The sequence below is a fragment of the Phocaeicola oris genome (assembly GCF_021295095.1).
GTDB classification, from domain to species: domain Bacteria; phylum Bacteroidota; class Bacteroidia; order Bacteroidales; family Bacteroidaceae; genus Phocaeicola; species Phocaeicola oris.
This window is the reverse complement of the sequence record NZ_JAJLQX010000027.1, coordinates 17,026-29,294: the sequence shown is the minus strand read 5'-3', so window position 1 is coordinate 29,294 and position 12,269 is coordinate 17,026. Positions and strand designations below refer to the sequence as shown.

9 protein-coding genes are annotated in these 12,269 nt (G+C 40.5%); 1 reads left to right on the top strand and 8 read right to left on the bottom strand.

Features of this window, described 5'->3' with window-relative positions:
• Positions 1 to 479: 479 nt before the first annotated feature.
• The 4 genes from LO761_RS11380 to LO761_RS11365 all read right to left on the bottom strand — a co-directional run bounded on the left by LO761_RS11380 (position 480) and on the right by LO761_RS11365 (position 6,105).
• Positions 480 to 2,363: an alpha-L-fucosidase gene (locus LO761_RS11380; RefSeq protein ID WP_272818403.1), complete on the bottom strand. Its 1,884-nt coding sequence runs from the start codon at positions 2,361 to 2,363 to the stop codon at positions 480 to 482.
• Between the two features lie 309 nt (positions 2,364 to 2,672).
• Positions 2,673 to 3,428 carry a succinate dehydrogenase/fumarate reductase iron-sulfur subunit gene (locus LO761_RS11375; RefSeq protein WP_272818402.1) on the bottom strand — a complete coding sequence of 252 codons (756 nt, stop codon included), beginning with the start codon at positions 3,426 to 3,428 and terminating at the stop codon, positions 2,673 to 2,675.
• A 20-nt stretch (positions 3,429 to 3,448) separates the two neighbouring features.
• On the bottom strand, positions 3,449 to 5,407 hold the full coding sequence (locus LO761_RS11370; RefSeq protein ID WP_272818401.1) for a fumarate reductase/succinate dehydrogenase flavoprotein subunit: 1,959 nt from the start codon (positions 5,405 to 5,407) through the stop codon (positions 3,449 to 3,451).
• Between the two features lie 38 nt (positions 5,408 to 5,445).
• Positions 5,446 to 6,105 carry a succinate dehydrogenase cytochrome b subunit gene (locus tag LO761_RS11365; RefSeq protein ID WP_272818400.1) on the bottom strand — a complete coding sequence of 220 codons (660 nt, stop codon included), beginning with the start codon at positions 6,103 to 6,105 and terminating at the stop codon, positions 5,446 to 5,448.
• Positions 6,106 to 6,274: 169 nt separating this feature from the next.
• On the opposite strand from LO761_RS11365, the gene LO761_RS11360 reads away from it, so the two are divergent.
• A complete protein-coding gene (locus LO761_RS11360; RefSeq protein WP_272818399.1) occupies positions 6,275 to 6,874 on the top strand; it encodes a phosphatase PAP2 family protein in 600 nt (199 codons plus the stop codon).
• Positions 6,875 to 6,930: 56 nt separating this feature from the next.
• Here the strand turns inward: LO761_RS11360 and LO761_RS11355 are convergent, their stop codons facing one another.
• The 4 genes from LO761_RS11355 to LO761_RS11340 form a co-directional block, all read right to left on the bottom strand.
• On the bottom strand, positions 6,931 to 8,250 hold the full coding sequence (locus tag LO761_RS11355) for a transglutaminase-like domain-containing protein (RefSeq protein WP_272818398.1): 1,320 nt from the start codon (positions 8,248 to 8,250) through the stop codon (positions 6,931 to 6,933).
• Between the two features lie 581 nt (positions 8,251 to 8,831).
• Positions 8,832 to 9,935 (bottom strand): dipeptide epimerase, encoded by a 1,104-nt coding sequence (locus tag LO761_RS11350; RefSeq protein WP_407951567.1) that lies wholly within the window; start codon positions 9,933 to 9,935, stop codon positions 8,832 to 8,834.
• A 28-nt stretch (positions 9,936 to 9,963) separates the two neighbouring features.
• Positions 9,964 to 10,932, bottom strand: coding sequence for a C40 family peptidase (locus LO761_RS11345; protein ID WP_407951566.1), 969 nt, complete (start codon positions 10,930 to 10,932; stop codon positions 9,964 to 9,966).
• On the bottom strand, positions 10,929 to 12,212 hold the full coding sequence (locus LO761_RS11340) for a peptidase U32 family protein (RefSeq protein ID WP_272818396.1): 1,284 nt from the start codon (positions 12,210 to 12,212) through the stop codon (positions 10,929 to 10,931). The genes LO761_RS11345 and LO761_RS11340 overlap by 4 nt, the downstream gene beginning before the upstream one ends.
• Positions 12,213 to 12,269 lie beyond the last annotated feature (57 nt).

Genomic DNA, 12,269 nt, shown 5'->3' with positions numbered 1-12,269 from the left:
TGCACTGTCTATCAAAACAGCACGGGTTGCTCGATGGTGTATAGGGAATCAGTATGGCAAGGAAAAAAGTGTCTACAGGTTCAGCTAATGTAGCAAAAAAGTGTCTAGTAAAATCAGGTAAAGTCATGATGTGTATGAATTGTTCAACTCATACGTATGAGTTATTTGTCTCACAGAAGTGAAACGATAGTCTCACAGGAGTGAAACGATTGTTTCACATAGGTGAAACGAAGAAATCTTCTGATCATTTTGGTAAAAGATGGTCATCACTCTTTTTGTTCATAGGAACTCTTAATCTTTTTATGAGTTTATTTCGATGATATACTTCTCTAAGATTAATTAATTCTTTTATTGCATTGGGAATGGTAAAAAAGCGGAAGATGTTTAAAGAAGTGTATATTTGGTTTTATAGTATAAGGTTTTAGAGATAGAAAAGGCAATTACATCCAGTATAATTGCCTCTTCTATCTGAAATAATTTTATTTTATTCCAATCTCTGCAATTGCCATAGGGCCTTCAGAAGCCAAGCTTTTAGCAGAGAATTTAATGTAGCGGGCTTTCACCGGAGTAAAGTGAACTATTTGCAGAATAGGATTGCTTTTTATGTTTGCAAATTCTCCTTCGGCTACGATCTGTGTTGGGGTTTCACTATCACCAACTTGAATCGTGTAATGATCGACAGAACCTTTATTCTGCCCGCTTATATCAGGTAAGTAGAGAAAAGAGTTAATGGCTACAGATTTGCCTAAGTCGAGAGTGACAGACCCATTGTCAACTAATAAAACCGTACTGCTATTCTTATCCTTAATTTTGTCACCGTCCATTTCTTCCACATTCAGTACCTTATAGTTGAGTGATTGAATATCTTTAGCCTGGTCATCAAAGGATACATCGGTAGTTTCACCGGCATAGAACGCTTCGATATTATTCAGGCATGGGCAAGCGCGGGAATCATTGATGGTAACGCGTAATCTATCAGTAATAACTGTCTTGAAGCGAAGCAATCGTTTATAACCGATGGTGGTTGTTTCTTCGTTCATTTGAACGGGAAGCCATTTGTTTCCATCGTTATATTCTACAGTGAACACTTTTACTCGTTGTCCCAAAGGGATATACTCTTGAAGCATCATTCTGTTTACTTGCTCTTTCTTGGGCAATTTGAAAGTGATGGTTGAGTTAATGACGTTATCATCGGTTGCCCAGTAAGTATCATAATTATCGTCGGTAAGAGCCTTAGACACATAAGCTCCGCCTCGTTCATTCGAAACATCCGGAACGATACCTTTCAGTAAGTTGTCAGCTAACTGTTTCTCTATGTTCCGGCGGAACTGTACAAGGTTGGTAGAATCTGTTTTACTGATAAGTCCTTCCTTATTAATTGGCATATTCAAAATGAGATTCGCATTATGCCCTACACTGCGATAGTAAAGATCGGTAAGTTGATCGACCGTCTTTACCTGATCATTTTGTGATTCGTGGAAGAACCATCCCGGGCGAATAGATACATCACATTCGGCACCCACCCATGTATCTCCATCGGCATGTCCACTGGTCAGCTCATCGGCTTTTGGATAACCCGGATACACCTTGTTGCTGTGTAAAAACGACCAGTTTGTAGCGTTAGCAAAGCCACGCTCGTTCCCTATCCAACGGCATCCCGGGCCGGCATCGGAGAAAATGATTGCGTTCGACTGTAGCTCATGAACAATCTGATGAATCTTAGGAAAGTTATAATAGGTCTTTCCATCAATGGAACGCTTTTCTTTAGCACCACCGTAATAGCCATCGCCACCATTAGCGCCATCGAGCCACACCTCGAAGATTTCTCCATAGTTGGTGAGCAGTTCTTTTAGTTGGGCGTAGTAATAATCAAGGTATGCGGGAGTACCGTATTCAGCATAGTTACGATCCCATGGAGAAAGGTAAATACCAAACTTTAAATCATACTTTTTACAAGCAGCCGAGAGTTCGCCGATGATATCACCTTTTCCATCTTTATAAGGAGTATTACGAATGCAGTATTCTGTCAGTTTTGTTGGCCAAAGACAGAATCCGTCATGGTGCTTGGCGGTAATAACCACCCCTTTCATTCCGGCAGCCTTGAATGTTTTCACCCATTGTTCGCAATCAAGATGGGTAGGATTGAATGTTTTTGGATCGGTATCGCCATATCCCCATTCCAGATCATTGAAGGTGTTCAGGCTGAAATGGACAAACGCATAGGTTTCCAACTTGTTCCATGCTACTTGTTGAGGCGTAGGCAGTGGACCGATAGGTTCCGGGGCTTTTATTTCCTTTTGAGTACAACCGGATAATAACAAAACTAATGTTAGAAAAGAAAATAAATGCTTCATATTTTTCATGATTTATAGATTATTTGTTACAAAGATATAAAAAAAGGGATACCGCTGTATCCCAACCTTTGTTAACCTTAAATCTAATACTATGAAAAAAATCACATTACAAATGTATCTTCCTTTCTTTTCTGCTCCAAAGTATGGAAGGAGAAAAACCTGTACTTTAATATCTTTTATTGAAATATCCATTTTTACTTAATGAAATATCATCTATATTTTTTATTTTATTCAGACGAAGGTAAAGAGTATAAAAGTTTAGGCGGATGAATCATCCGCCTAAACTTTACTAAACAAGAAATATATATACTAAAAGGATTAATCTTTCAGTTTTGCTTTAATAAACTCGCGATTCAAACGAGCAATATTACTTATGGAGATATTCTTAGGGCATTCAGCTTCACAAGCACGAGTGTTTGTACAGTTACCAAATCCCAGTTCATCCATTTTAGCTAACATTGCTTTAGCACGACGAGCAGCTTCTATCTTACCTTGAGGGAGCAGAGCAAGCTGGCTGACCTTAGCAGAAACGAACAACATTGCTGAACCATTTTTACAAGCAGCTACACAGGCTCCACAGCCGATACAAGCAGCAGCATCCATGGCTTCATCGGCATCCTTCTTAGGAATAGGAATTGCATTAGCATCAGGAACACCACCAGTATTTACGGAAATGTAACCACCGGCCTGCATAATCTTATCATAGGAAGAACGATCGACCATTAAGTCGCGGATAATAGGAAAACCTGCAGAACGCCACGGTTCGACAGTGATTGTATCGCCATCTTTAAACCGGCGCATATAAATCTGACAAGTAGTAACACCTTTTGCTGGTCCGTGTGGGTGTCCGTTGATGTACATAGAGCACATACCGCAAATACCTTCGCGACAGTCATGATCGAAAACGATAGGTTCTTTACCTTCATCTACAAGCTGCTCGTTCAAGATATCCATCATCTCCAGAAAAGAAGTATCGCCTGGGATATCTTTCATCTGGAACGTATCAAAGTGACCTTTCTCTTTAGGACCTCTTTGACGCCAAATTTTAAGTGTAAAACTTATATTTTTATCCATGATTTCTATTCAATTAATAATTAAGACTTATAGTTACGAGTTTGAACCTTAATATACTGGTAGTTCAAATCTTCTTTAATCAATTCCGGCTCAACTCCTTCACCTTTGTACTTCCAACAAGCTACGTAAGAGAAGTTTTGATCGTCACGTTGAGCTTCACCTTCAGGTGTCTGGTGCTCTTCACGGAAGTGCCCTCCACAAGATTCTTCACGATTCAAAGCATCGTAAGCCATTAGTTCACCGGTTTCGATGAAATCGGCCAGACGGATTGCTTTTTCTAACTCAACATTTAAATCTTCTGCTTTTCCCGGTATGCGAAGATCACTCCAGAATGTCTTTCTTATTTCTTTCAGCTTAACCAATGCTGTATTTAGAGATTCCTTGGTACGACCCATACCAACATACTCCCACATAACATGGCCTAATTCTTTATGAATAGAATCGACTGAACGTGTACCCTTGATATTCATCAAACGATTAATCTTGTCCTGAACAGCCTTCTCTGCTTCATCAAATTCCGGACTATCGGTTTTGATATGAGGAACTTGAATTTGATCGGACAAGTAGTTTTGAATGGTGTAAGGCAAGATGAAATAACCATCAGCCAAACCCTGCATTAATGCAGAAGCACCCAGACGATTCGCGCCGTGATCGGAGAAATTAGCTTCACCGATAGCGAATAATCCTTTGATAGTGGTCATTAATTCGTAATCTACCCAAATTCCACCCATCGTGTAATGAATAGCTGGGAAAATCATCATAGGATTATGGTAAGGATCCACGTCTGTGATTTCCAAGTACATATCGAACAAGTTTCCATAACGCTGCCTTACTACATCTTCACCAAGGCGTGCGATAGCATATTTGAAATCCAAGAATACAGCCAAACCTGTACCATTAACACCGAAGCCTTTGTCACAGCGTTCTTTGGCGGCACGTGACGCCACGTCACGAGGAACTAAATTACCAAATGCAGGATAACGACGCTCCAGATAGAAATCACGGTCTTCATCTGGGATATCATTTGGGTTTAATGTTCCTGCCTGCAGTTTCTTTGCGTCTTCAATCTTCTTAGGAACCCAGATGCGACCATCATTACGAAGAGACTCTGACATCAAAGTCAGCTTAGACTGTTTATCTCCATGAACAGGAATACATGTCGGATGAATCTGAGCAAAGCAAGGATTAGCAAACAAAGCACCCTTACGATAGCATTGCATAGCCGCAGAACCATTAGATGCCATGGCGTTAGTAGATAAGAAGTATGCGTTGCCATAGCCTCCGGTACCAATAACAACAGCATGAGCTGCGAATCGTTCGATTTTACCGGTTACCAAATTACGTGCGATGATACCACGGGCACGTTCAACACCCTCACTATCCTTAATAAGAACGACATCAAGCATTTCATAGCGAGTATATAATTTTACAGTGCCTAAATGAACCTGACGGCTCAATGCTGAATACGCGCCTAACAGCAATTGTTGACCGGTCTGACCACGGGCATAGAAAGTACGGGATACTTGAACGCCACCAAAAGAACGGTTGGCCAATGTTCCACCGTATTCACGTGCAAAAGGAACGCCTTGAGCAACGCATTGGTCTATAATGGCAGCAGATACCTCAGCCAAACGGTAAACGTTAGCTTCACGAGAACGGTAGTCGCCACCTTTTATTGTATCGTAAAACAGACGGTAAACAGAGTCACCATCATTTTGATAGTTCTTTGCTGCATTAATACCACCTTGAGCGGCTATAGAGTGAGCACGACGAGGTGAATCTTGAATACAGAAATTCAGTACATTATAACCCTGAGCACCCAAAGAAGCAGCAGCAGAAGCACCAGCCAAACCTGTACCAACTATAATTATATCAAGATTACGTTTGTTCGCCGGGTTTACCAGTTTTTGATGAGCTTTATAATTAGTCCATTTCTCGGATAAAGGGCCTTCAGGTATTTTTGAATTTAATGTTGTCATAATTTTAAGATTTTTCAATTACTGATTAATTGGACAAATTATCTGCAAGCAACAAAGGCAAAGATAACGGCAAGGAAACCTGCAATCAGTATAGTAGTATAAACTTTACTGATTACTTCCCAGCGTTTCATCCAAATTTTGTTGTTCCAACCGAAAGTCTGAATTGCACTCCAGAATCCATGAGTAAGATGAAACCATAAAGCAACAAGCCAGATAACATAAAGAATTACGTATACCGGATTATGGAAAGTCTCCTTAATCCAATAAGCTCCATTGGCAGCAAGAGTTGTATCGTTACCTACCAATTCCTGGAACATCATGTTATACCAGAAATTAAACAAGTGAAGGATAAGACCAAGAGCAATGATGATACCCAAAACCAACATGTTTTTAGAAGCCCATTCAACACCCTCCGGACGCGCTGTTACTGCGTAACGATCGGAACCGCGGGCGGCTCTGTTCTGAATTGTTAACCAGAAAGCATAGATGATGTGAATCACTGCTAATGCTGCTAAGCAGATTGTTCCAACTACCGCGTACCAATTAGCTCCCAAGAATTCACAGATCATGTTATAAGCACTTTCTGAGAAAATGGCAACTAAATTCATCGATAAGTGAAACGTCAGAAACAGGATAAGGGCGATACCTGTTACGCTCATCACCACTTTCCTTCCAATAGAAGAATTACTTAACCACATAAATGATTGAATTTAAGTTATTTAATTATCGAAATATAAAATTCAGATTAACCTAATTTGAAATATATTCGCAAAAATAAACGAAATATCTTCATAACGCAAGCAAAAGAACAAATATTTCTTCTTTCTATTTATTTATCGTACCTTTACGCAGATTAAAAATAAACCAATGAAAGAAGTTCGTTTATTTATGTTGTGTACCGTTCTGATGACAATGGTACAGGTTTGTGCTCAAAATGCGGATGTTAATGTGGCAGAAAGAATTAATAGTTGGGATGTTCACGGATTGAGCAAGACGCTTTCTGCCAGTGCTTTGGTTATACCGGCAGGCCTCCCGACTGCTATGGCTGTAGTGGCACTGATAAACGAAGATAAAGCCTTGTTGAGAGATGCTGTTTATATAGGTACTGCAGTAGTCGAGGCTGTGAGTATTTCTTATAGCCTGAAACAGCTGACCAATCGGAGGCGTCCTTACGATGCGTATCCGGATAAGATTGCTTCTTACGGGCATATCAGTCATCGGTCATCGCTCCCTTCTGATCATACGGCGGCAGCCTTTTCTTTAGCCACTGCCATATCCATAAAATACCCCAAATGGTATGTCATTGCTCCTTCTGCGGTTTGGGCTTCCGGAGTGGGGTTGACACGAATCAATCAGGGAGCGCATTATCCTTCGGACGTGTTGGTCGGTGCCGCTATCGGTATAGGATGTGGAATGGTTAATGTCTACATTAATAAATGGTTGAATAAAGTGTTATTCAAAGAATGATTCTATTTGATGCTTATGAATGTGGAAAGAGATATACTCCATCGAACTCTTGTTATTTAATTCAGATATTCTATTTGCATCTGGTAGTTCCATTGTGGGAAATATAAATTTCCTCCTTCCCATTCTACTTCTCCGCGTTGAAAGTCAACGGTCTCGCTGCGTGGATATTTCTTTTCAGGATAAAATGGTAACCCGAAGTCGTTATTTACAACCATGCGCCAAGAATCTATTCCACCAACAAAGAAGTCTTTTTCTTGCTGTGTTTTAGCAAAAGGTTCAATGCCGAAAGATTGGTCAACCGGAACCCAGCCGATGCCTTCAAAATATATTTCTCCCCAATCGTGCAGATTCCATGAGCCCGGATGCATCATAAACCCGCTTTGAAAATGGGCAGGAATGCCACAGATTCTGCATAGCGTAAGGAATAGCAGCGTGACTTGTCCACAGTCGCCATGTTTGTTCTCCAACACATACTCCGAGATGTTTTCAATGGTGGAATATTCTCTGGCAGAAGCCCATGGAAATTGATTGATCCAACGGAAAAGAGTCAATGCTTTTTCATACGGATTATGGATTCCGGCAGTAAGTTTTTCTGCCAGTTGGCGGAGTCGGGGAGTGAAAACTATATGTTTATCTCGTTCCGACGTGAATTTCTTATATAATACAGCGGTAGTGTCGTAGGGCTGAATCATGGAAGCGTCCAAATTATGCCACTCACCCCATGAAGTGTATTCGAATGATTCCTGAAAAATGGTAGGTTCACCAGCTTTTGCTACTTTCTCCATGTAGAGTGTGCTATGCATGTATTCGGAAGGAGATAATATATATTGTTTTTCACTGGCGGAAATGAACTTCACGTTTTGCTGTCGGGCTATGTCCTGTCGTGGATAAGGAAGCCAGCAACGGATTATCTTTCCTGTCGGAACAGCATCCTTATCAACAGTTAGCATATAGGTGACACGTATTCGTTTCGGCTGAACAAAAGTGGAATCTGTCTTTATAACGGAAGTAATGATGGATTGCATATTTTCCTGCTCTACGGAAAAGTCGTCCTTTATTCCGTCTTTTTCCTGCTTGATATGAGCGCAAATGGAATCAATACGGAATAAATTGGGTGCCGCATGAATGAAATATCTTTTCTGTCCATCTATTATGCGACATTCCAGTGCTCCGGATGTTTCCCATTGACGCATTTGCTCATCCGTTACATGGGGAATATATTTTTTAATATAGTCTTTTACGTTGCTTTCTGTTTGGCAGAAGTCTGTTAATAGACGTTGATGCAAATCTTCTTCCCAACTATAAGCATAGTTGTTTTCTTGTCTTGCGCACGATGCAAGAAAAAAAATACAGATTAGGTATAAGATGTGTTTCATATATGATATCAATAAGGTGAGTTCAACGAAATACCGGTCATTGATAATTTGGCGAACATAGCGAGATTTGTTCTGTAACTTTTAATATGCTAAATATCAAAGTGCTACAAATAAATTGTCGCTATGATTAGCGAAGACAAAGTTACTGAATTATTTTGTATGACAGATGACTTTTGCCGTTTTTTTGACTCCATGAAAATATACGTTACCGTAAGTTCGATGAAATGGCAGGAGGGATAGGTGGAAACCTACGAAGGTAGAAGACAGAATACGTCTTTATGGAATGTTTAAAAGGTATTTTTCCCTTTTTGCTTGGTTCATTAATATTGTCATAAAGAGATGGAGGGAAAGTCATACGTATGAGTCACTCAACTCATGCGGATGAATCGATCAACTCATGCGGATGACTTGTCCAACTCATACGCATGAATCAATCAACTCATCTGCGTCACTTTTCATCTTCATACGCGTCAGGGCAATAGCTTATATAGTTGATGTTAGCAGTGTATCCTTTTAAGAAGAAGCAATGATACATAGAATTGTATTATTTTAAATGTGCCGAATTCACGTCAAATAAGGTGTTAAATCTTTTTGATACCTATACCCGGTCTGTCAGGGAGTACGATTTTTCCATTAATGACTAACATTCCTTCAAACCGGTCGTTCGTGATGAGCAGGTTTCCATCTAAATCGGCAAAGTCGACAGCAGGGGAGAGCTGGGCTGCGGCTGAGACAGCACACGAAGTTTCTGTCATACAACCTATCATTACTTTCATATCGGTAGCGCGGGCTAAATTAATCATTTTCCAAGCCTCGTGCATGCCTGCGCATTTCATGAGCTTGATATTGATTCCGGAAAAAGCTCCTTTCAAAGGCAGTACATCTTTCAGTCGCTGAACAGACTCATCTGCAAAGATGGGCACCGGACTGTGTGCTGTCACCCACGCTGTATCGTCCAACTGATCAATCGGCATAGGTTGTTCTACCATGACTATACCATGTTCATGAAGCCAATTAATCATGTCAAGCGCGTAATATTTATCTTTCCATCCTTGGTTAGCATCTACGGCAATAGGTAAATTAGTTACGGTTCGGATGGTTTCAATCATCTCCTTATCATTATTTCCACCTACTTTTACTTTTAGAATTTTAAATTTCTCTGCACACTCCAATGTCTTTTGCTTTACTACTTTCGGTGTGTCTATTCCAATGGTGTAGGTGGTGTTCGGAGTCTTTTCTTTATTTAATCCCCATATCTTATACCAGGGAGCATTCAGGAGTTTGCCTACTAAATCGTGTAAAGCAATGTCTATAGCAGCTTTGGCAGCAGTATCTTTATCCGATAAACTATCTATATAAGTCAGAATATCTTCTATTTGAAAAGGATCTGTGAATGGACTTAAGTCGACTTTTTCCAGAAAATGAGTGACACTTTCTACGGTTTGTCCCAAGTATTGTGGCATGGAAGCTTCTCCGTATCCGGTTATTCCGTCATATTCTATCTCTACTTGTACGTCGGGAGTAGTGGTTCTGGAATAGGAAGACACCGTAAACACATGTTGTAGCTTCAGCTCATAAGGAAAGAATTTTAGCTTCATGTGAGCACGACTGCCATGGTTGATATAGAAAGGATGAGCAAGACTACTTTTAGAGGTAGTTGCGGCTCCCATGGCCAGCATCATCATTTTTAGAAATTGTCGTCTGTCAGTCATACTATTCGTTATAATAAGAGTTCGTTTTAGTGGTGGTGTAAGCAGCGTCTTTGTTGATGAGATGCAAGAAGCGGACCGCGTAAAGCAATCGGTTTAGATTGTATGAGTCATAGTACATATCATTAGGATCAAAACTACTTAAATGTACATCGCCCATAGAATGGATAAATCGGTTATTATCTATGTAAATGCCTACATGCGATACGTGTTCTTTTTTGTCGGCAGTAGCTTTCTTTCCGAAGAATACTAAATCCCCCGATTGAAGGTTGCTGAAGTCGGACGCTATATCTACATGTTGCCCTGTACAAGCCATTTGAGATGCGTCGCGCGGAATGATGATGTCGTGTAAGAATAGAATTGTACGGACAAAACCACTGCAGTCGAAGCCTTTCGGAGACATACCAGCCCATATATAGGGAAAGCCCATCATACTTTCGGCTGTTTTGATAATAGAGGAGGCATCTTGTTTTACTTGGGAACGCCATTTCGTTTCTATTTTTGCTATTTTTTCAGCTACATAGCCTATGCGTCCATCAGGATATGCCACTTTATAGAAATGTTTCTTTTTTCCAAGGAATTTTAGGCGATCTCCACCTGTGACATCTGAAACGGTTTCCCCCTTATCACTCGGCCGGTCGTAAACTATTCCGAAGAGTGCGGTGATGACAACTTTCTCTGCTTTATTCCAAGCCGAATATTCTTCTTTTGTCATGCGGTAGATTCCTTTGGGATGTACCCAACCGGTATAGGTGTCCGGAGTCTGTATTTGATACCATTTATCTAAGTTGAGTACATGGACCGGTGTTCCAAGCAAAGCTTGAGTAGACATCTCCGCGTCAAAATCGGGAGTGACACGAAGATTGCAAACAGAGATATTGACAACTCCGTATGTCTTGTTATTTAGCTCTTGAGCTCTCGCTTGAAGCGCAAACAACATGAACAGAATTATGAGGGTATTTTTTACTTTCATTTATTTATTCCCTTTACTTTCATTCTTTTTATTTCTTCCGGAGAAATTAGTTTGTATAGCTTATCGCTTGGACGGATTTTCTCCGGAACTTTAAACGATACATGTTCCCCTTTATGAACAACCTGAACAGGCTTCAACTCCACTCGAGCTTCTTCCAATGTTAAGAAAACAGCGCCGGTTGTTGGACCTGTAATAAGAAGTTTGTCTCCTATTTTAATTTCAGAAGCTTCAACCACAAATTCACCTACCCCGATATTCGAGAAGTACCTCACGCCCGGGCCAACATATACTTTACGTTCAGTAGCTTCCGATCCATAGTTTTTACTCCATTCGCCTAATCGCTGACCAAGATAGTATCCGTTCCAGAATCCACGGTTAAATACAGTCTTTAGACGCTGATCCCATGCATCTTTCTTTTCTTCTGTCAGTGTATTATTGAGATAACTTTCAATCGCTTCTTTGTAACATCCAACAACCGTACGGACATACTCCGGTCCGCGAGCTCGTCCTTCGATTTTGAACACACGGACGCCCGCGTCAATCATTTCATCAATGAAACGTATGGTTTTCAGATCCTTTGGAGACATGATGTATTTATTGTCTACATCCAGTTCTATATCACTTTCCCTGTCCTTCACTGTATAGGCCCGACGGCATACTTGCATGCAAGCTCCTCTGTTGGCGGAAGAATTCAAGTTATGCAGACTGAGGTAACATTTTCCGGAGATAGCCATACAAAGAGCTCCATGACAGAACATTTCTATACGGATCAATTCTCCTTTAGGTCCACGAATCTGCTCTTTTTGTATAGCGTCGTAAATTATTTTAACTTGCTTAAGGTTCAGTTCACGAGCCAATACTACTACATCAGCAAAGCGGGCGTAGAATTTCAGTGCTTCTGTATTACTGATGTTCAGTTGTGTAGACAAATGCACTTCCTGCTCCACTTGATGGCAATACTCCATTACGGCAACATCACAGGCGATGACTGCACTGATATTCGCCGATTTGGCCGCATTAATAATTTGACGCATTAACAACATGTCCTCGTCATAGATAATTGTATTGACCGTAAGGTAGCTTTTGATATTATGTGAAGCACATATCTCTGCTATCTCTTTTAAGTCGTCAATAGTAAATTGAGAAGCGGAGTGTGAACGCATATTCAGACTCTCTATACCGAAATAAATGGAGTTAGCGCCGGCTTGGATAGCTGCAGCAAGTGACTCTCGTGAACCAACCGGAGCCATGATTTCAAAGTCTTTTATGGAGTAACTCATGTTTTCTTTTTTTTCTAATGCAAAGGTATTACTTTTTCAGTACTTTTGCAGCAGTAA